We start from the raw sequence: 19,045 nt of genomic DNA, 5'->3' as shown, positions 1-19,045 counted from the left end.
CCGGGTTCGCCTCGCTGGTTCGCGCATTACCATGGGACGGGCCCGCGAGCCGATCGAGGAGGAGCGGATGGACACCGAACCGGCCGGCGACGACGGGCCCGGCCTCTCGGACCGCGACCGCGAGATGCTCGCGTTCGAGCGCCAGTGGTGGCGCTACGCGGGCGCCAAGGAGCAGGCGATCAGGGAGGCCTTCGGCATCTCCGCGACCCGGTACTACCAGTTACTCGGGGAGCTGATCGACCGGCCCGCGGCGCTGGAGCACGACCCCATGCTCGTCAAGCGGCTGCGCCGGATGAGAGCCGGCAGGCGGCGTGACCGCTCGGCCCGCCGATTCGGACTCTCCTAGCTTTTCCCCTTCGCATGCATGAGCCCCGCCACCGGGGCATGAGGCCGTCGAGGCGTACGCATCTGACCCCCCTTCGGAGTGAGGCCATGACCCTGCCCGCGCACGCAGGACTCGACGCGATCGTCTCCGATCCGGCCGGCGCCGTGATCGGGCTCGACTACGACGGCACGCTCTCCCCGATCGTGCCCGACCCCGCCGCCGCCCGGGTGCATCCCGGCGTGCCCGGCGTGCTGGCCGCCCTCGCCCCGCTGGTGCGCGCCGTCGTGATCGTCACGGGCCGCCCGCCGCGTACGGCGCTCGCCCTCGGCGAGGTCTCCGGCGGGCCGTCCCTCGCCGACGTGCCGGGCCTGGTGATCCTCGGCCACTACGGCCTGGAGCGCTGGGAGGACGGCCGCCTGACGGCGCCGCCGCCCCCGCCGGGGCTCGACCTGGTCCGCGCCCGGCTGCCCGAGCTCACGGCGGGCCTCGACGGGGTGTGGATCGAGGACAAGGACCGGGCCGTCGCCGTGCACACCCGGCGGTGCGCCGACCCCCTGGGGGCGCTGGAGGCGCTGCGCGGGCCGGTCGCGGCGCTGGCCGAGGAGGCCGGGCTGGCGGTCGAGCCGGGCCGCATGGTGCTGGAGCTCCGGCCGGCCGGGATGGACAAGGGACGGGCCCTGTCGGCCTTCCTCGCCGAGCGCGGCGCCCGCTCGGTCATGTTCGTCGGAGACGACCTGGGGGACCTGGCCGCCTTCGGCGCGGTCGAGACGGCCGGGATCCCGGGCGTACGCGTCTGCAGCGGGTCCACGGAGGTGACCGCGCTGGCGGAGCGCGCCGACGTGGTGGTGGACGGGCCAGACGGCGTCGTCGCCTTCCTCGGCGATCTCGCGGCAAGGATGGGCAAGCCGTCTGCAACCCGCCGGGCGTAACGTCCGGGGCATGAGAAAGACGATCTCGGCCGCGGCGGCCGGCCTGGCCGTGCTCGCGGTGTCCCTGGCGGTTCCGGCGGCGGCGTACGCGGGCGACGCCGCGGCCACCAAGACGCTGCACCTGCGCAAGGGCCTGACCCTCAAGATCCCCTCGTCCTGGCGGGTCGACGCCGACCGTGCGGACTGGCTGCGCGTCATCACCGGCTCGTGCCCCACCAAGGGCACGGACACGTACGGCTTCCGCGACTCGGGGTGCCACAGCTTCTGGATCCTCGGCCCCAAGGCCATCAAGGTCGGCCATGAGCTGTTCCAGGCGTACACGCCGGACGGCCCGTTCTACCCGGCCACCGACGTCGGGCCCTGCCCGGTCAAGAAGAAGCTCTACATCGGCCGGACCACGCTCGCCGAGAAGGGGCTGCGGCAGGTCGGGCCGGGACACAAGGCCGACTACCGCGACTGGGCGGGCACCTGCAGGACCCTCACCTCGGGCACGGTGAAGGCCCGGTTCAACCAGCGCGAGTGGTACCTGCCGACGTCGAGGATCCTGGTGATCGACCAGTGGAGGACCCCGGGCCTCGCCGCGATCCTCGAGAACGCGACCTGGAACTGAGCGCTCGGCGATCTCCCACCTATCGGGCCGCAAGTCGTCCGCAAGTGAGCGCGCCTAGTCTGCCGGACATGTTCAGAAAGACGATCTCGGCCGCGGCGGCCGGCCTGGCCGTGCTCGCGGCGTCCCTGGCGGTCCCGGCGGCGGCGTCCGCGAGCGAAAGCGGCGGCACCAAGCAGGTTTATCTGCGGAGCGGCCTGACCCTCACGATCCCCAAGTCGTGGAAGGTGGCCAAGGACGACAGGGACTGGGTGCGCGTCATCACCGGCTCGTGTCCCACCTTCGGCACCGAGGACTACGGTTTCCGCGACTATGGGTGCCACGGCTTCTGGATCCTCGGCCCGAAGGCGCTCAAGATCGGGGGGCACACGTTCCAGTCCTACAAGTCGAAGTACGGATTCGACCCGGCGACCGACGTCAGCATCTGCCCCAAGAGCTACAAGCTGTACAAGGGCGAGTGGAAGCTCGCGGACAAGGGGCTGCGACCGGTCGGGGCCGGCCACAAGGCGGACTACCACAGGTGGGCGGCGACCTGCGTCGACAAGAAGTGGCGGGTGAAGCTGCACTACAACCAGCGTGAGTGGTATCTGCCCACGTCGAAGATCCTGGTCCTCGACCAGTGGGACCACCCGCAGCTGGCCGCGATCCTCAAGAACGCGACCTGGAACTGACCGGCCGGAAGTCAGGAACGCGACCGGGAACCGACGACTCCGCCCGCGGCCACCGCGATCAGGGCGGGCGCGAGCAGGAACGCCGTGTGCGTCCCGAAGCCGTCCCCCAGCGCGCCGAGCACGAACGGCCCGCTGCCCGAGCCCACGCCCGCCCAGATCGAGGCCGTGCCGGACGCCTGGTCCGGCCGGCCTCCTGACACCTCGATCATGCGCGTCAGGCCCATGGGGAACTGGACCGAGATGCCGAGCCCGCTGAGCGCGAGCCCGGCGTAGCAGACCGGCGCCGAGGTCCCGGTCCAGAACAGCGTCCAGCCGGCCAGGGTCACCCCGAGCGAGCCCAGCAGCACCGCTCCCGGCGCGAAGCGCAGGGCCAGCCGGGCGCCGCCGAACCGGCCCGCGGCCATGCCGGCCAGCATCGCGGTCAGCCCGGTCGCCGCCACGCCGGGCGACAGGCCGGTCCGCTGGCCGAACAACGCGGCGGCCCACAGGTTGAAGGCGAACTCCAGGGCCACACAGCACAGCAGCACGAAGCCGGCGACGTGGAAGCGCCAGCCGTACGGGACCCGGAGAGAGACCGCGGGCGACGGCGGCGGGGCGGGCGCCGGCGGCACCCATACCCGGCCCATGACCAGGGCCAGCAGGAGGGTGGCGGCCACCGGCACGAACAGCGAGGGGCGCCAGCCGATCGGCGACTCGGCCACCACGCTGAAGACGTAGGTGGTGGCGATGCCGGCGGTGACGCCGACCGCGTTGGCCTCGCTGATGACGGCCGCCCCGGCCGGGCCGTGGTGGTCGCTGAGCACCGCCATCATCACGTACAGGGCCGTCGAACCGCAGCCGCCGGCGAGGGTGAAACCGGCGAGCGTGAGCGGAAGCGAGTGCCCGAACGCGACGAGGAGCACCCCGGCGTTCATCCCGGCCAGGCCGCCCCAGATGACGACACGACGCCCGAGTCGCCTGGTCAGCGTGGGAAGGGCCAGCCCGCCAGCGATGCCGCCGAGCGCCATCCCGGTGCCGTGCAGCCCGGCGACGGCCTGGGACACGCCGAGTTCGGCGCGCAGGAGCGGCACGGCGGCCGACAGGCCGTACAGGTAGGTGGCGAAGGTGGCGAGCTGCAGGTAGATCAACCAGGTGGGGCCGTCCCTGGTGACCTTTATGTTCCGGTCCAAAACCAGGCAAGGTTAGCGCAACGATGACAAAGCCGTGGTTTCAGTGCAGCGCGGCGAGCTGGTCCTCGAACCAGCGCTGGGGCGGCAGGGCGGTGGCGGCCTCCCGCAGCCGCAGGCCGCGCGTGAGACGCTCCTGCTCCGGCAGCGTCAGCGCCTCATGCAGCGCCGCCGCCGTGCCGGACACGTCGTACGGGTTGACCAGCAGCGAGTCGGCCCCCAGCTCGGCCGCCGCGCCCGCCTCGCGCGACAGCACCAGCGCGCACCGGGGCGACAGGATCGGGCCCTCCTTGGCCACCAGGTTCATGCCGTCCCTGATCGGGTTGACGAGCAGGACGTCGGCCAGCCGGTAGGCGGCCAGGGAGCGCGGGTAGTCGTCGTTGACGTTGAGGATGAGCGGGTCCCAGTCCTCGGTGGCGTACTCGTCCTCGATCTCCTTCGCGCAGCGCTGCACGGCCGCCGTGTATTCGCGGTACTCGGGCAGGTCGTGCCGGGAGGGGTAGGCGAACGCCAGGTGGACGACCCGGCCGTGCCACTCGGGATGGGTGGCCAGGAACTCCTGGTAGGCCCGCAGGCCGCGCACGATGTTCTTGGACAGCTCGGTGCGGTCGATGCGCACGATCAGCCTGCGGTCGCCCACGAGGTCCCTGATCACGGTCATGTGCGACTCGACGTCCGGCTCGGCCGCCCGGGCCCGCAGCGCCTCGCCGTTCACCCCGAGCGGGTGGACGCCGATCCTGGTGATCCGCCCGTCGTAGGTCACCGTACGGGCGGCGTGGTCCACCCGGGCCCCGAGCAGCGCTTCGCAGCAGTCCATGAAGGAGCGGGCCCAGCGCGCGGTGAGGAATCCCGCGTGGTCGGCGCCGAGGATGCCGGTCAGCACCTCCGCCGCGACGTCCTCGGGCAGCAGCGCGAAGTATTCGGGCGGTGCCCAGGGCGTGTGGGAGAAGTGGCCGATGCGCAGGTCGGGCCGGTCGACCCGGAGCATCGCCGGGGTCAGCGTCAGGTGGTAGTCCTGCACCATGACGCGCGCCCGGGGCGCCGCCTCCTCGGCCAGGGCCAGCGCGAAGGCGCCGTTGTAGGTGCGGTACGACTCCCACTCGCGCCGGAACCGCGTGCCGAACTCGGGGGAGAAGGGCGTGTTGTACAGCAGGTGGTTGACGAACCAGAGGGTCGAGTTGGCCACGGCGTTGTAGGCCCGGTGGAAGACTGCGGGCGGGATGTCCAGCATGCGGATCGGCCCCGTCTCGAAGGCCCGGTCGAGCCGGCCGCCGGGCGCCTGACGCACCGCGCCCCGGTCGCCGTCCGACAGCGCCGCGCAGACCCACAGGACGCCGGTGTCCCTGACCACCTCGGACAGACCTGAGACCAGGCCCCCGCCGCCCCTGCGCATGGTCAGGCCGCCGTCCTCCGACAGGGTGAAGGACACCGGGCCCCTGTTGGACGCGATAAGAACGGTGCTGCTCATCTGGGTTGTCCCTCGATCAGAGCGGGCGCGCATGCCGGAAGATTAATAAAAGCCGACCTCCGTCAATAGGATGTCAACCGATCGCGGAAGGGCTGGATACGGCATGGCACTGGACGACACGACCGAGGACCTGGCCCGATCGGCTGCCCAGGGGGACCATCGCGCGCTCGGTGAGCTGCTGCGGCGCATCGAGCCCGACGTGCTGCGGCACTGCGAGAGGCTTCTACCGTATCGGCAGGACGCGGAGGAGGCCGCGCAGGACACGCTGCTCGCCGTGGCACGCAACATCGGCAGGTTCGAGGGGCGCGCCAAGTTCAGCACCTGGCTGCACATCGTGACCGTGAACTGTGCCAGGACCACCTACCGCTCGCTGAAGCGGCGCTCGTCGGAGCAGGCGGAGGAGCTGCCCGATCAGCGGCCCGATCCCCGGCGGGTGAGCGTCATCGCCGGGTCGCGGCTCGATCTGCTCGACGCGATGGAGGCGCTGGAGGCCGAGCGGCCCGACCTCGCCCAGGCGCTCGTGCTGCGCGACATCTGCCAGCTCGACTATTCGCAGGTCGCCGACCAGCTGAAGATCCCCCTCGGGACGGTCAAGTCCCGTATCCACCAGGCGCGCAAGTACGTGCAGAACGCCCTCGGCGAAGCATACGGCTGATACGAATCGTCTCGTTATGTGAGACAGCGGAACGGACACCGAGGACGCCGGGGTACAGTGCTAGAGACCTTTCTCGGAAAGGTTCCACAACTGAACATGCTCATCCAGAGGGGTGGAGGGACCGGCCCTGCGAAGCCCCGGCAACCTCCCCGGTGTCGAACTCGTGTCCACGAGGCCCGGCCGGGACAGGTGCCAATTCCGGCTCGCGGCCAGGGTGGTCGCGAGCGAAGATGAGGGAAAGGCCTCGCTTCATGGCGCACACCAGCACTGCCGCTAACACCGCCGCGAACACCGTCGAGTTCGGCCCCGCCACCGGTCTTTCGTGTCGCGAATGCGGCGCTCTTTATGAACTCGGTCCGATTTTCGCCTGTACGGAGTGTTTCGGCCCCCTTGAGGTGGCGTACGAATTCGGCGAGATCCGCCGGGAGGACATCTCGTCCGGCCCGGCGAACATCTGGCGGTACCGCTCCCTGCTCCCCGTCCCCGCCGACGTGGCGGCCAAGCCCAACCTCCAGCCCGGCTGGACCAAGCTCGTGAAGGCCGACAGGCTGGCGGCCGAGCTGGGGCTGCGGTCGCTGCACGTCAAGGACGACTCCGGCAACCCCACCCACTCCTTCAAGGACCGGGTCGTCTCGATCGCGCTGGAGGCCGCGCGCAACTTCGGCTTCCACACCCTGTCGTGCTCCTCCACCGGCAACCTCGCCGGCGCGGTGAGTGCGGCCGCCGCCCGGGCCGGCCTCGACTCCTGCGTGTTCATCCCCGCCGACCTGGAGCCGGCCAAGGTCGTCATGGCCGCGGTGTACGGCGGCCGGCTGGTCGCCATCGACGGCAACTACGACGAGGTCAACCGCTTCTGCTCCGAGCTCATCGGCGACGAGCTGGGCGAGAAGTGGGGCTTCGTCAACGTCAACCTCCGGCCCTTCTACGCCGAGGGCTCCAAGACGCTCGCGTACGAGATCGCCGAGCAGCTCGGCTGGCGGCTGCCCGACCAGATCGTCATCCCGGTGGCCTCAGGCTCGCAGCTGACCAAGGTCGACAAGGGCTTCCGCGAGCTGATCAAGCTGGGCCTGGTAGAGGACCGGCCGTACCGGATCTTCGGTGCGCAGGCCGAGGGCTGCTCGCCGGTCTCCCAGGCCTTCAAGTCCGGGCAGGACGTCGTGCAGCCGGTCAGGCCGAACACCATCGCCAAGTCGCTGGCGATCGGCAACCCGGCGGACGGGCCGTACGTGCTCGACATCGCCCGGCGGACGGGCGGCGCGGTGGAGGACGTGAACGACCAGGAGGTCGTCGAGGCGATCCGCCTGCTGGCCAGGACCGAGGGCGTCTTCGCCGAGACGGCGGGCGGCGTCACGGTCGGCGTGCTGCGCAAGCTGGTGCGCGAGGGGCGCCTCGACCCCGACGCCGAGACCGTGGTGCTGAACACCGGTGACGGGCTCAAGACGCTCGACGCGGTGGCCGAGCACGCCCGCCCCACCGCCGTCATCCGTCCCTCTCTCGACGCGTTCCGTGCGGCATTCGCCAACTGAAAGCGTTTCACAAGGCCCATCGGCAGCAACGAAAGCGAGCGAACAATGAGCGTTTCCGTGCGGATTCCGACGATTCTCCGGACGTACACCAACGGAGCCGCGGAGGTGAGCGGGGAGGGGGGAACGCTCCGCGAGGTCCTGCAGAAGCTGGACGCGGACTACCCGGGCATCGGCGGACGCATCCTGGACGAAACGGGTAAGATTCGGCGTTTTGTCAACGTCTACGTCGGGGAAGAGGATGTCCGATTCGCCGACGGTCTGGACACCGCCACACCGGACGGGGTGCAGATTTCGGTCATCCCCGCCGTCGCCGGAGGCTGAGCCGCCGCACCGGCGCCGAGCACCTGAAGTGCACTTCTATCGCGAAGAAGTCGGGCGGTGCTATGGCAAAAGGTGTAGCTCTCAACTATTCAACAGCAAAGTGAAAATTCTTCGGTCCCGCTTTGAGCGAACGCCAAGTAGTAGTTTGCGGATTGACTCTGTTGTCCTACGCCTTGACACGGGTATGGTCGAGGACGATCGACAAAACCGGGGGCTTCTTGGTGGTCCCCAGCCCAGCAAGAGGAGTCGGAAGTGGCGCAGGGCACCGTCAAATGGTTTAACGCGGACAAGGGCTACGGCTTCATCGCGGTAGACGGTGGGAAGGACGTGTTCGTCCATTACTCGGCAATCATGATGGACGGCTACAAGGCCCTCGAGCAGGGTCAGCGGGTTGAGTTCGACATCACGCAGGGTCAGAAGGGCCCCCAGGCGGAGGCCGTACGGGCCGTCTGATCCCGTCATCGACCATCGGAAGGCCCGGCTCGCGACCCCCGCGGGCCGGGCCTTCCGATGCGTGCCCGCTGCGCGCGTCGGGACGATCCGTGTCTCCCGCTTCACCGTCGGGGCGCTCACTTCCGCCGGGGTCGTGCCGGAGGCGCGCCAGGGGCACAGCCCTCGTCGTTCGGGAGTTCGTTCCTCACTCCCTCTCCTCAGTCCAGACCGGCGGCGCGCCCCTCCGGCTCGCTCGGTGTTCCCCGCTTCGCGCTGTTCTGGACATACCGTCCAAGCTGGTCAGGGTGGCTTCCGCTTGCACTCTCGGGGGGAGAGTGCTAAATACTTGTTTGGCACTCTGAGGTCGAGAGTGACAACAACCGGGATCGGGGCGATGGGGCCCGCGCAGGGATAGCGGGCTCAAGCCGTCGCGGGCGTCGGCTCGGTCCGTTGAAGACACCCTGCTACTGGGAGGTCTAGCCTAATGGCAGCCAAGATGATCGCGTTTGACGAGGACGCCCGGCGCGGTCTCGAGCGCGGTATGAACCAGCTCGCCGACGCCGTGAAGGTGACCCTCGGCCCGAAGGGCCGCAACGTCGTGCTGGAGAAGAAGTGGGGCGCCCCCACGATCACCAACGACGGTGTCTCCATCGCCAAGGAGATCGAGCTCGAGGACCCGTGGGAGAAGATCGGCGCCGAGCTGGTCAAGGAAGTCGCGAAGAAGACCGACGACGTCGCCGGTGACGGCACGACGACGGCTACCGTGCTCGCTCAGGCGCTGGTCCGCGAGGGTCTGCGCAACGTGGCCGCCGGCGCCAACCCGATGGCGCTGAAGAAGGGCATCGAGGCCGCCGTCGAGCGCGTCAGCGAGGAGCTGTCGAAGCTCGCCAAGGACGTGGAGACCAAGGAGCAGATCGCCTCCACCGCCTCCATCTCTGCGGCCGACACCGAGATCGGCTCCCTCATCGCCGAGGCGATGGACAAGGTGGGCAAGGAAGGCGTCATCACCGTCGAGGAGAGCAACACCTTCGGCCTGGAGCTGGAGCTCACCGAGGGTATGCGCTTCGACAAGGGCTACGTGTCCGGCTACTTCGTGACCGACCCCGAGCGCATGGAGGCGGTCTTCGAGGACCCGTACATCCTGATCGTCAACTCCAAGGTATCGGCGAACAAGGACCTCCTGCCGCTGCTCGACAAGGTCGTGCAGTCCGGCAAGCCGCTGGTCATCATCGCCGAGGACGTCGAGGGCGAGGCCCTGGCGACCCTGGTCGTCAACAAGATCCGCGGCCTGTTCAAGTCCGTGGCCGTCAAGGCCCCCGGCTTCGGCGACCGCCGCAAGGCCATGCTGGGCGACATCGCCACCCTCACCGGTGGCCAGGTCATCAGCGAGGAGGTCGGTCTCAAGCTCGAGAACGCCACCCTCGACCTGCTCGGCCGCGCCCGCAAGGTCGTCGTGACCAAGGACGAGACCACGATCGTCGACGGCGCCGGTGACGCCGAGCAGATCGCCGGCCGGGTCAACGAGATCCGCGCCGAGATCGAGCGCACCGACTCCGACTACGACCGCGAGAAGCTCCAGGAGCGCCTCGCCAAGCTGGCCGGCGGCGTGGCCGTCATCAAGGCCGGCGCGGCCACCGAGGTCGAGCTCAAGGAGCGCAAGCACCGCATCGAGGACGCCGTCCGCAACGCCAAGGCCGCGGTCGAGGAGGGCATCGTCCCCGGCGGTGGCGTGGCCCTGCTGCAGGCCGGCGCCAACGCGTTCGACAAGCTCGAGGTCAACGGTGACGAGGCCACCGGTGCCGCGATCGTCCGCAAGGCTCTCGAGGAGCCGCTGAAGCAGATCGCCGTCAACGCCGGCCTCGAGGGCGGCGTCGTGGTGGAGAAGGTCCGGCACCTCCCGGCTGGTGAGGGCCTCAACGCCGCGACCGGCGAGTACGTCAACATGTTCGAGTCCGGCATCATCGACCCGGCCAAGGTTACCCGCTCGGCGCTGCAGAACGCGGCGTCCATCGCGGCGCTGTTCCTGACCACCGAGGCCGTCATCGCCGAGAAGCCCGAGAAGGAGAAGGCCCCCGCCATGCCCGGCGGCGGCGACATGGACTTCTGATCCATCAGCCTGCTTCGTCTCAACGGAAGGGCGGTTCCCCACGGGGGAACCGCCCTTTCCCGTGTCCGCCCGCCGCGGCGTCAGGCCAGGCGCCTGACCCAGCGGCCGCAGTCGGTCTGCGGCGCGTATCCCGCCGCCGTCCAGGCGTGGTGCGCCAGGTCGTTGTCGTGCAGGACCATCGCGTCCGCGCGGAACGCGCCGAACTCACGGAAGCGCTCCTCGGCGGCCCGGATCAGCCGCGAGCCGATGCCCATGCGCCGGTGGGCCGGGTCGACGGCGAGCCGGTAGAGGTGGGCGCGCCAGCCGTCCCAGCCGGCGATGAGCGTGCCGACCATCCGGCCGCCGATCTCGGCGATCAGCAGCGCCTCGGGATCGCGCTCGATCAGGGCCACGACCTTGGCGGCGTCGTCGTGCCTGTCGGTGTTCTCCGCGGCCTCCCGCCAGAACCGCAGGACGGCCTCGACGTCCTCCAGGGCGCCGTTGCGGACTCGTACGTCGGGCGCGCTCATCGCAGCTCCTCGGGCAGGTCGCGGCTGTGCAGGATGGACAGTGACGTCACGGCCCGGGTGAGGACCACGTAGAGGCGGGCGAGACCGCGCTTCTCGGCCTCCGCGATGGCGGCGGGCTCGGTGACGACCACATGGTCGTACTCCAGACCCTTGGCGAGGGTCGCCGGCACCAGCAGCACCCGGTCGTCGCCCGTCGAGTCGGGGCCGAGCACCGCGTGCGGCACTCCTGCGGACTCCAGGGCCGCCGTGAGGGCCGGTACGTCCGCGTCCGCGGCGATGACGCCGATCGACCCCTCCTGCGCGAGAGCCTGCCGTACGGCCCCGGGTAGGGCGGCGGCGACGTCGGGCTCGCGGCGCACGGACAGGGAGCCCGCGCCGGGGCGCAGCGAGCGCGGCGGGGCCAGCTCCGGCGCGATGGAGGGCAGCAGCCGCGCCGCGAAGTCGAGGATCTCGCGGGGCACGCGGAAGCCGAGCGTGAGCTCGGTGACCTCGCCCGACGGCTGGCCGAGGTGGTCGAGCACGGTCTTCCACGAGCGTGCCGACCAGGGTGTGGTGCCCTGCGCGAGGTCGCCGAGCACGGTCGCCGAGCCCGTGCGGCAGCGGCGGCCGAGCGCGCGCAACTGCATCGCCGACAGGTCCTGCGCCTCGTCCACCACGAGATGCCCGTGGGACGGCGTCCGCTCGATCAGGTCGCCGAGCTCGTCGAGCAGGGCCGCGTCGGCGGCCGTCCACTTGGCCGACCGATGCGACTTGTACGGCTTGCGCCACAGGATGAGCTGCTGTTCCTCGGGTGAGAGATCCGACCGGGCCGCTCTGGCGAGGAACTCCGGGTCCGACAGCAACCGGAACAGCACCTGCTCGGGAGCGAGCTTCGGCCAGACGGCGTCCAGCACGGCCTTGACCGGTTTCGAACGGGCCACCGCGTCCTGCACCCGGTCGTCGGGCGACTCGCCGCGCCGTTCCATCTGGACGAGCACGGCGTGGGCGAGCCGCTGGGCCAGGGTGGCGCGGCCCGGGCCGTACCTCGTCGTGCCGCGCAATGAGGCGACGATCTCGCGGACCTCGTGGTCGGGCACCCGGTAGCGGTTGATGCCCTTGGTGATCAGCACCCCCTCGACCGGCTTGGTGACGTGCAGCCACAGGGCCCGCTTCACCACCTCGGCCATGCGTGCGTCGCCCTTCACAGCCGCCGCCGCCGGGTCCTCCGGGTGGGCGTGGTCGCCCAGGACGCCGGCCACCGTCGTCTGGTCGACCTTTACCTCGCCCAGTGCGGGCAGCACCGAGGAGATGTAGGCGAGGAAGGCGCGGTTGGGCCCGACGATCGTGACGCCCGAGCGCGACAGCTTCTCACGGTGGGTGAACAGCAGGTAGGCCGCGCGGTGCAGGCCCACGGCCGTCTTGCCGGTGCCCGGCGCGCCCTGCACGCAGACGGTCACGCCGAGGTCCGCGCGGACGATCTCGTCCTGGTCGGGCTGGATCGTCGCGACGATGTCCCGCATCGGGCCGGTGCGGGGCCGCTCGATCTCCTCAGTCAGCAGCCTGCTCTGCCCGAGCGCCCTGCCGTCGAGCGGCTCGTCCTCGTACGCCGTGAGGTCGCCGCCCTGGTAGCCGAACCTGCGGCGCAGCCGGACACTCATGGGGTCGGCGGGGCTCGCCTGGTAGAAGGCGCGTGAGATCGGGGCGCGCCAGTCGATCACGAGCGGCCGGCTGCTCTCGTCGTGGACGTGCCTGCGTCCCACGTAGACCGTGCCGGGCAGGTCGTCGCCGGGCGCGCGGTCCAACCGGCCGAAGAACAGCGGCGCGTCGGGATGGTCGGCCAGGGCGGCCACTCTCTGGTCGAGCAGGCCCTGCAGGACCTGTTGCGACACCCAGTCGCCGGCGGCGTCCGCCGACAGCGACTGCGCGTGCTCACGCATCGCGCGCAGCGCGGCGCGGGAGGCCGCCAGATGGGCGCGCTCGTCTTCGAGCACATTTCCGGGCATGCGAAAACTCCTCCGGACATGACGAGGACAGGACTGGTGGAAGCGGGAAACACAAGAGCTTAGCGACGGACCCCGCGATGCCGAAACGGTATTTCTCACGCGTGTCGCCGTTTCCCGGGGCGGGTATCTGTACCCGGGTGACGCGCACCGTGGTTCCTCCAGCGATCCAGGCGGCGGCGAGCCTGCTGCTCGCCACGCTGTGGGGGTTCGCGGTCTTCGGCGGCTGGAGCACGCAGGCCTTCTGCGCGACGAGTCTGGGGCCCTCGCCGGGCTGTGCGGACCGGATCGCCTCGGTGATCGCGGTGTCCGTGATGGTCGCGGCGGTCGCGGCGTGCGCCACGGGGGTCGCCTGGCTCGGCCGGCGCGAGTCCCTGTACGGCGCCGCCGTGGTGGCCTGGGTCGTCGCGCTGGTGGTGCTGTTCGTCGGCGGCCTGGCCGCGCAGTGACCGCGTCCCGGTGACCGGTCGAGAACTTCCCGGAGGCCGAGGGGGATCGACCTCTCCTCGGCCCGCCGGGGTGGCGTTATGCAGTAGTGGGGTGATTTGTCGTGAAATGGCCTGTTGTGTGAGCCTCGGATGCTCACCGGCAGGGCGAGACAAGGGGCAGCGATGAACCAGGAGTAAGACGAAAAATGCGTATATTGCGTGATTCGTCTCGTCTGCTGGGTATTGCGGCCATCACGACTGCATCATGTGAGGGTAAGGCGCGAGGGGGTGACGTGGTGACAACGCCCAAGGGTATTTCCTGGATCTAGTGCCGCCGTCGCCGTTCGGAGTGAGCGACGGCGGGAGGGGCACCTGGAGATCGCGATCCGGCATGCGGGCTGGTCAGGCGTCACCGACGGCGGGGGACCGGCTGCCCGCGGCCGCCGCACGGCTCAACGACATCCTGGTGCGGCACGGCGCCGTGCCGACGCTGTACGGCGACCCCGGAAGCTCCGGCCGGCCTTTCACCGCTCGGACGCGACGCTCGTGGACGCCCGGGCGGCCGACATGGGCGCGGCGTCGTACATGCACGGCGCCGTACGTGACCCGAGGGGATCACCTCGCCGGGTCCTCCTCGCCCACGTCGTCGGCGTCGATGATGTGGTAGGCGTACCCCTGCTCGGCCAGGAACCGCTGCCGGTGCGCCGCGAACTCCTGGTCGACGGTGTCGCGGCTGACCACCGAGTAGAACCGCGCGCCGCCGCCGTCCGCCTTGGGACGCAGCACGCGGCCGAGCCGCTGGGCCTCCTCCTGGCGCGAGCCGAACGTGCCGGAGACCTGGATCGCCACGGCCGCCTCGGGCAGGTCGATGGAGAAGTTGGCGACCTTGGAGACCACCAGCACCCGGATCTCCTTGTCGCGGAACGCCTGGAACAGCCGCTCGCGCTCCTTGATCTTGGTCTCGCCCTTGATGACCGGCGCGTTCAGGTGCTCGCCCAGCTCGTCGAGCTGGTCGATGTACTGTCCGATGACCAGCACCTGCTCGTCCGCGTGCCGCCGCACCAGCGCCTCGGTCACCCTCGTCTTGGCGGGCGTGGTCGAGCAGAACCGGTAGCGCTCGTCGCTCTCGGCCATGGCGTAGGCCAGCCGCTCGTCGTCGCTGAGCGTCACCCGCACCTCGACGCACTCGGCGGGGGCGATGTAGCCCTGGTTCTCCATCTCCTTCCAGGGCGCGTCGTACCGCTTGGGGCCGATGAGCGAGAAGACGTCGCCCTCCCGGCCGTCCTCGCGCACGAGCGTGGCGGTGAGGCCGATGCGCCGCCGGGCCTGCAGGTCGGCGGTCATCCGGAAGATCGGCGCGGGCAGCAGGTGGACCTCGTCGTAGACGACCAGCCCCCAGTCGCGGGCGTCGAACAGCTCGAGGTGCCGGTACGTGCCCTGCCGCCGCGTGGTCATGACCTGGTAGGTGGCGATCGTGACCGGGCGGATCTCCTTCTTGGTGCCGGTGTACTCGCCGATCTCGTCCTCCGTCAGCGAGGTGCGCCTGAGCAGCTCCTGCTTCCACTGATGGGCCGAGACCGTGTTGGTGACCAGGATCAGCGTGGTCGCCCGGGCGTGCGCCATCGCCGCCGCGCCCACGATCGTCTTGCCCGCGCCGCAGGGCAGCACCACGACGCCGGAGCCGCCGTGCCAGAAGGCGTCGGCCGCCTCCTTCTGGTAGGGCCGCAGCGTCCAGCCGTCCTCGCGCAGGTCGATGGGGTGGCGCTCGCCGTCGACGTACCCGGCGAGGTCCTCGGCCGGCCAGCCGAGCTTGAGCAGCGTCTGCTTGATGTTGCCGCGCTCGGAGGGGTGCACGGCCACCACGTCGGCGCCGAAGCGGTCCCCGACCAGCGGCTGGATCTTCTTGGAGCGCAGCACCTCCTCCAGCACGGCGCGGTCGGTGCTGGTGAGCACCAGGCCGTGGATGGGGTGCTTCTCCAGCCGCAGCCTGCCGTACCGCGCCATGGTCTCCGCGACGTCCACGAGCAGCGCGTGCGGCACGGGGTAGCGGCTGAAGCCGATCAGCGCGTCGACCACCTGCTCGGCGTCGTGCCCGGCGGCGCGGGCGTTCCACAGCGCGAGCGGGGTGACCCGGTAGGTGTGGACGTGCTCGGGCGCGCGTTCGAGCTCCGCGAACGGCGCGATGGCCTTGCGGCACTCGTCCGCCCTGGGGTGGTCGACCTCCAGCAGCAGCGTCTTGTCCGACTGAACGATCAGCGGCCCGTCACTCAATGCCTGCTCCCCCTCGTACGGCTACCGCATATCAAACACGAGGCCGGGCCGAATCAGTCCCGGTCTCGCGGATGCCGTATGTATGGGCGCGGTCAGTCGAGGTAGCCGTTGATCCCGGCGTAGAAGAGCCCGCCGAGTCCCAGGATGAGCAGGACGACGTTGATGCCGATGGCGATCCACGTCCACTTCAGCAGCCCGCGCGCCTGGTCCGGCGCGGTGTCCACCTTGCTGAGCGCGATCCCCGACAGGATGGCGCCGGCGATGCCGCCGAGGGTCACGTAGCAGCTCAACGCCAGCACGATGCTGACGACCAGGGCCACGATCGCGTGCGTGCGCGGGCCCTCCTGCCGCGGGGGGTAACCGCCGGGCGGGTAGTAGCCGTACGGCTGCTGCTGGTACGGATTCGGCCCCGGCTGGCCGTACTGTCCCTGCTGGCCGTACTGCCCTTGCTGGCCGTACTGGCCGTACTGCTGGTTCGGGTCGGGGCCCGGCGGCGTGCCGTACTGGCCGTACGGCTGCTGTCCGTGGGGGCTGGAGCCGGACGGCGGCCCGTAGGGGTTGGACGGGGTCTGCCAATCCTGGGGTCCCTGCCCCGGCTGCTCTGGAGTCGTCACCCTGAAATCCTTTACTACGGCGGACCTCAAGATTTACCACGAATCTGTCATCGTCCGATGTCGGCGATGCCCGTGATCCGATGCAGGGCGAAGCGGTGGACCGTCGCCCTGGTCTCGTCGTACGCCGTGAGGTAGCCGCCCTCCATCCGGGCCGGTTCGAGGATCCGGCTGGTGGCGTGTCCCTGCGAGTCGAGGTAGCCGATCCACACCCGCGACCCCTGCCGGATGGCCTCCTGGAGTGCGCTGATCGTGGCGGTCGCGGGGGAGCGGGGCACCTGGCCCTCGGGCGCCTCGACCGGCCGCCGGCGCGAGTCTCCCGCCCGCATCGCGCGTACGGCGGCGGTCAGCGTCTCGGGGTCGGGCGCGGCGGTGGCGGTCACGCGGGCGGCGAGCTGCCCCTCGGTCCGCCGGGCGTCGGCCCGCGCGACGACCACGTCGCCCTCCAGGGACTCGGCCACCGGCGCGTATCCCATCGCCCGCAGCGAGTCGACCAGCGCCGCCCGGGACGTCTTGGAAACCAGCACGGTCGGCGCGAGCCGCCGCAGCCGGAGCAGGTGGGCCCGTTTGTCGGCGAGCACCTCGTCGAGCAGGGCCGGGTCGTCGCACCGGATGTAGGCCGACGCCGCGCCGACGCGGATGCGGCCGTGACGGCGGGCGACGTCCGTCACCAGGTAGGCCAGCGGCTGGGGGACCGGGGTGGCCGAGTGGCGCTCCAGCATGGCGAGCAGGTCGCCGGCCGACTGCCCCGCGTCGAGCGCCCGGCGGATCGACTGCTCGGAGAAGCGGTACACCGTCGCCCCGCCCTTGCTCTCCACGTCGGCCGTGAGCGCGAGCCGGCGGCCGAGGTCGGTGGTCAGCGGGCCCGGCGCCACGGCCGTCAGGTCGGCCTGCAGCAGCACGTGGTCGACCGGCCGCGGCAGCAGCGGCGCGAGCAGGCCCGCCGCACGGCCGTCTCCGCGCGCGACCGAGCGGCCATGCGAGGACGGCACGCCGAGGCCGGTCACGCCGATGTGCTCGGCCTCGCGCAGGGCGAACCGCACGAGCCGGTCGCGCAGTGCGGGACGGCGGCGGGGCTGCTCCCAGGCGAGCCGGGCCAGCACCGACTCGGGCGTCGGCGCGAGGCCGGGCGGCGCGGACTCCAGCACGGCGAGCGCGCGTGCCCGCGTCTGGGCGGCCCCCGGCCTGCGCAGGTCCGGGTGGAGGGCGTTCAGCGGGCGGTCCCGGTCGTCGCGCTCGCCGATCAGCCCGGGGGCGCGTTCCATCGCGGCCCACGCGTCGGCGAGCACGGCCCACCGGTCCTCGGTGGCCTTGATCCGCCAGGCGTCGTAGCCGCCGGTCGGCAGCCACTCCCCCTCGCCCGCGGCGACCAGCCCGGCCGCGTGCGCGACCTCGACGACCAGGCCCGCCGCCCATTCCGGCAGGTCGAGCAGCTGCGCCGTCCGCCTCAGGTCCCGTACGGCGAGGCCGCCCGCGCGCAGCACCCCCGGAGGGTCCACGCTCCACACCTCGCACAGCTCCTCGACCGTGCGCACGAACGTGAACGCCTGCCCGGCGGCCGTGCGGTCGGCCAGATCCTGGTCGCGTACGGGCCCCTCCAGGGCCGGCGGGCCGGGGGACAGGTCGCGGTGCACGCGGCCGTCGCGCAGCACGAGGGCGACCTCCCGGGGGAGTGCGACCGTCTCCTCTCCGGTGGCGCCCAGCAGGCCGCGGGCGAGCAACTGCTCGATGGGCGACTGCGCCCCCGCCGTGTCCACGTCGCGGCGGGCGTTCGGCAGCCGTCCGCTCGCCGGGCCCCACACCAGCTCGTCCAGGGCGGCCCTCGCCTGCGGGGAGACCTCGCCGACGAGGCGGCCGACCGTCGCGGGGTCGGCGAGCAGCGCCGCGAGACGCTCCCTGGCGGGCCGTCCGCCGTCGGTGTGCCCGCCGCCGCCCTCGTACGCCGGGTCGATGTCCCGCAGGAGCACGTCGAGCCGTTCGGGCGGGTGGTGACGGAAGACCTCGGCGACCGGCGGCCCCAGGGCGGCCGGGGGTTCGAGCGCGTCGGCCACCCCCGGCGCGGGCAGTAGCGCGTCTTCGGGACCGTAGATCAGGGCGCGCGTGGTCAGCAGGTCGAGCGCGGCGTCGAGGGCGGGCCCGAGGGCCTCCTGACCGGGCCCGTCCGGCACGGCGCGGCCGAGCAGGGTCAGCAACGTCTCACGGTCGGCGGGGCCGGGCCGCAGGGCCAGCGTCTCCAGCACGGAGAGCGAGAACCGGTTGAGCCGGTCGAGCGCCCGGCCGATCGCCGAGGGGCTGCAGGCCCGGGCGGCGAGACCGTCGATGTGGGCCGGGACGGGCGTTACGAGTTCGGGCCGCGCCGCCACGAGCGCCCGCAGCCGCTCGTCGGAACGGCCGCGCAGCCACTCGCTGAAGTCCGTGCCCGTCATCTTCTCCATGGTAGGGCTCGACCTTCATCCGGCCGCCGGAGCGCCCGTACGGCAGGGGTTTCGCGCACTCGCCGGAAAGATCCACAAGAATGTCGTCACGGGATGCTTCATTGGCCTCCGAGTGGGTCCGCGGGGCCTGTCTCTGGGCATAACCTACCTACAGTCACCTTCACGACAGTCTGAACGAGGTCACCCCTGTGCCGAGTGGCAAGGTCAAGTGGTACGACGCCGACAAGGGTTTCGGCTTCCTCACCCGCGACGACGGCGGTGAGGTCTTCGTGCATTCCTCCGCCCTGCCCAAGGGCGTCGAGGCGCTCAAGCCCGGGCAGAAGGTCGAGTTCGGTGTCGCCGAGAGCCGCCGCGGCCAGCAGGCGCTCTCGGTGCGGGTGATCGACCAGCCCCCGACGCTGGCCAAGACCGTCAAGGGCAAGGCGAAGCGGAAGAAGCCCGACGAGATGGTCGTGATCGTCGAGGATCTGATCAAGCTGCTCGACGACATCTCGAACTCCTACCAGCGGGGCAAGCACCCGGACGCGGCGCACGCCAAGAAGATCGCGACCGTGCTCCGGGCCGTCGCCGACGACCTCGACGTGTAGAACCCGACGCGTAGAACC

18 protein-coding genes and 1 riboswitch are annotated in these 19,045 nt (G+C 71.1%); of the genes, 11 read left to right on the top strand and 7 right to left on the bottom strand.

Annotated features, from left to right (window positions below):
• The first annotated feature begins 67 nt into the window (after positions 1-67).
• From HHX30_RS31740 to HHX30_RS31725, 4 genes are all read left to right on the top strand, one after another.
• The gene (locus HHX30_RS31740; protein WP_169986554.1) at positions 68-346 is read left to right on the top strand and encodes a DUF3263 domain-containing protein; all 279 of its coding nucleotides are present in this window, start codon (positions 68-70) and stop codon (positions 344-346) included.
• Positions 347-432: 86 nt separating this feature from the next.
• A complete protein-coding gene (otsB, locus tag HHX30_RS31735) occupies positions 433-1,254 on the top strand; it encodes a trehalose-phosphatase (RefSeq protein WP_169986552.1) in 822 nt (273 codons plus the stop codon).
• A gap of 10 nt (positions 1,255-1,264) precedes the next feature.
• The gene (locus HHX30_RS31730; RefSeq protein ID WP_169986550.1) at positions 1,265-1,864 is read left to right on the top strand and encodes a hypothetical protein; all 600 of its coding nucleotides are present in this window, start codon (positions 1,265-1,267) and stop codon (positions 1,862-1,864) included.
• A 68-nt stretch (positions 1,865-1,932) separates the two neighbouring features.
• Positions 1,933-2,532, top strand: a complete 600-nt coding sequence (locus tag HHX30_RS31725) for a hypothetical protein (protein ID WP_169986548.1) — start codon at positions 1,933-1,935, stop codon at positions 2,530-2,532.
• Positions 2,533-2,543: 11 nt separating this feature from the next.
• On the opposite strand, the gene HHX30_RS31720 is transcribed toward HHX30_RS31725, so the two are convergent.
• Together HHX30_RS31720 and HHX30_RS31715 are read right to left on the bottom strand one after the other, a co-directional pair.
• Entirely contained in the window at positions 2,544-3,701 is a 1,158-nt protein-coding gene (locus HHX30_RS31720) for a sugar MFS transporter (protein ID WP_169986546.1), read from the bottom strand.
• 40 nt (positions 3,702-3,741) lie between these two features.
• Positions 3,742-5,166 (bottom strand): trehalose-6-phosphate synthase, encoded by a 1,425-nt coding sequence (locus HHX30_RS31715; protein WP_169986544.1) that lies wholly within the window; start codon positions 5,164-5,166, stop codon positions 3,742-3,744.
• A 103-nt stretch (positions 5,167-5,269) separates the two neighbouring features.
• On the opposite strand from HHX30_RS31715, the gene HHX30_RS31710 reads away from it, so the two are divergent.
• The 5 genes from HHX30_RS31710 (at position 5,270) to groL (ending at position 10,207) form a co-directional block, all read left to right on the top strand.
• A complete protein-coding gene (locus HHX30_RS31710; protein WP_169986542.1) occupies positions 5,270-5,821 on the top strand; it encodes an RNA polymerase sigma factor in 552 nt (183 codons plus the stop codon).
• Positions 5,822-5,918: 97 nt separating this feature from the next.
• Positions 5,919-6,058: riboswitch (SAM riboswitch) on the top strand.
• Between the two features lie 14 nt (positions 6,059-6,072).
• A complete protein-coding gene (gene thrC / locus HHX30_RS31705; protein ID WP_169986540.1) occupies positions 6,073-7,347 on the top strand; it encodes a threonine synthase in 1,275 nt (424 codons plus the stop codon).
• A 45-nt stretch (positions 7,348-7,392) separates the two neighbouring features.
• Positions 7,393-7,668, top strand: coding sequence for a MoaD/ThiS family protein (locus HHX30_RS31700; protein ID WP_030509193.1), 276 nt, complete (start codon positions 7,393-7,395; stop codon positions 7,666-7,668).
• Between the two features lie 252 nt (positions 7,669-7,920).
• Positions 7,921-8,121 (top strand): cold-shock protein, encoded by a 201-nt coding sequence (locus HHX30_RS31695; protein ID WP_030509192.1) that lies wholly within the window; start codon positions 7,921-7,923, stop codon positions 8,119-8,121.
• 463 nt (positions 8,122-8,584) lie between these two features.
• Positions 8,585-10,207 (top strand): chaperonin GroEL, encoded by a 1,623-nt coding sequence (gene groL / locus HHX30_RS31690; RefSeq protein WP_169986538.1) that lies wholly within the window; start codon positions 8,585-8,587, stop codon positions 10,205-10,207.
• An 80-nt stretch (positions 10,208-10,287) separates the two neighbouring features.
• On the opposite strand, the gene HHX30_RS31685 is transcribed toward groL, so the two are convergent.
• Together HHX30_RS31685 and HHX30_RS31680 are read right to left on the bottom strand one after the other, a co-directional pair.
• Entirely contained in the window at positions 10,288-10,716 is a 429-nt protein-coding gene (locus HHX30_RS31685) for a GNAT family N-acetyltransferase (RefSeq protein ID WP_169986536.1), read from the bottom strand.
• A complete protein-coding gene (locus HHX30_RS31680; RefSeq protein WP_169986534.1) occupies positions 10,713-12,698 on the bottom strand; it encodes an AAA family ATPase in 1,986 nt (661 codons plus the stop codon). Before HHX30_RS31680 ends, HHX30_RS31685 begins: the two co-directional genes overlap by 4 nt.
• A 149-nt stretch (positions 12,699-12,847) precedes the next feature.
• On the opposite strand from HHX30_RS31680, the gene HHX30_RS31675 reads away from it, so the two are divergent.
• Complete coding sequence (locus HHX30_RS31675) at positions 12,848-13,144, top strand: hypothetical protein (RefSeq protein ID WP_169986532.1); 297 nt, start codon at positions 12,848-12,850, stop codon at positions 13,142-13,144.
• Positions 13,145-13,738: 594 nt separating this feature from the next.
• Here HHX30_RS31675 and HHX30_RS31670 read toward each other — a convergent pair.
• The 3 genes from HHX30_RS31670 to HHX30_RS31660 form a co-directional block, all read right to left on the bottom strand.
• Positions 13,739-15,394: a DNA repair helicase XPB gene (locus HHX30_RS31670; RefSeq protein WP_169986530.1), complete on the bottom strand. Its 1,656-nt coding sequence runs from the start codon at positions 15,392-15,394 to the stop codon at positions 13,739-13,741.
• A 92-nt stretch (positions 15,395-15,486) separates the two neighbouring features.
• Positions 15,487-16,008: a hypothetical protein gene (locus HHX30_RS31665; RefSeq protein WP_169986528.1), complete on the bottom strand. Its 522-nt coding sequence runs from the start codon at positions 16,006-16,008 to the stop codon at positions 15,487-15,489.
• Positions 16,009-16,055: 47 nt separating this feature from the next.
• Positions 16,056-18,431 carry a helicase-associated domain-containing protein gene (locus HHX30_RS31660; protein ID WP_169986526.1) on the bottom strand — a complete coding sequence of 792 codons (2,376 nt, stop codon included), beginning with the start codon at positions 18,429-18,431 and terminating at the stop codon, positions 16,056-16,058.
• A 197-nt stretch (positions 18,432-18,628) separates the two neighbouring features.
• On the opposite strand from HHX30_RS31660, the gene HHX30_RS31655 reads away from it, so the two are divergent.
• Positions 18,629-19,027 carry a cold-shock protein gene (locus HHX30_RS31655; RefSeq protein WP_169986524.1) on the top strand — a complete coding sequence of 133 codons (399 nt, stop codon included), beginning with the start codon at positions 18,629-18,631 and terminating at the stop codon, positions 19,025-19,027.
• Positions 19,028-19,045 lie beyond the last annotated feature (18 nt).

This window comes from Microbispora sp. H10836, assembly GCF_012999525.1.
In the GTDB taxonomy this organism is placed as follows: Bacteria; Actinomycetota; Actinomycetes; order Streptosporangiales; family Streptosporangiaceae; genus Microbispora.
Note: the sequence above shows the minus strand (reverse complement) of the source record. Positions and strands in the feature narration are given on the sequence as shown.

What these genes read in the sequence shown, in the direction of transcription:
- HHX30_RS31710 (WP_169986542.1), top strand. Translation starts at nt 5,270, where the DNA reads ATGGCACTGGACGACACGACCGAGGACCTGGCCCGATCGGCTGCCCAG.
- thrC (WP_169986540.1), top strand. Translation starts at nt 6,073, where the DNA reads ATGGCGCACACCAGCACTGCCGCTAACACCGCCGCGAACACCGTCGAG.
- HHX30_RS31680 (WP_169986534.1), bottom strand. Translation starts at nt 12,698, where the DNA reads ATGCCCGGAAATGTGCTCGAAGACGAGCGCGCCCATCTGGCGGCCTCC.
- otsB (WP_169986552.1), top strand. Translation starts at nt 433, where the DNA reads ATGACCCTGCCCGCGCACGCAGGACTCGACGCGATCGTCTCCGATCCG.
- HHX30_RS31730 (WP_169986550.1), top strand. Translation starts at nt 1,265, where the DNA reads ATGAGAAAGACGATCTCGGCCGCGGCGGCCGGCCTGGCCGTGCTCGCG.
- HHX30_RS31715 (WP_169986544.1), bottom strand. Translation starts at nt 5,166, where the DNA reads ATGAGCAGCACCGTTCTTATCGCGTCCAACAGGGGCCCGGTGTCCTTC.
- HHX30_RS31700 (WP_030509193.1), top strand. Translation starts at nt 7,393, where the DNA reads ATGAGCGTTTCCGTGCGGATTCCGACGATTCTCCGGACGTACACCAAC.
- HHX30_RS31685 (WP_169986536.1), bottom strand. Translation starts at nt 10,716, where the DNA reads ATGAGCGCGCCCGACGTACGAGTCCGCAACGGCGCCCTGGAGGACGTC.
- HHX30_RS31725 (WP_169986548.1), top strand. Translation starts at nt 1,933, where the DNA reads ATGTTCAGAAAGACGATCTCGGCCGCGGCGGCCGGCCTGGCCGTGCTC.
- groL (WP_169986538.1), top strand. Translation starts at nt 8,585, where the DNA reads ATGGCAGCCAAGATGATCGCGTTTGACGAGGACGCCCGGCGCGGTCTC.
- HHX30_RS31660 (WP_169986526.1), bottom strand. Translation starts at nt 18,431, where the DNA reads ATGACGGGCACGGACTTCAGCGAGTGGCTGCGCGGCCGTTCCGACGAG.
- HHX30_RS31740 (WP_169986554.1), top strand. Translation starts at nt 68, where the DNA reads ATGGACACCGAACCGGCCGGCGACGACGGGCCCGGCCTCTCGGACCGC.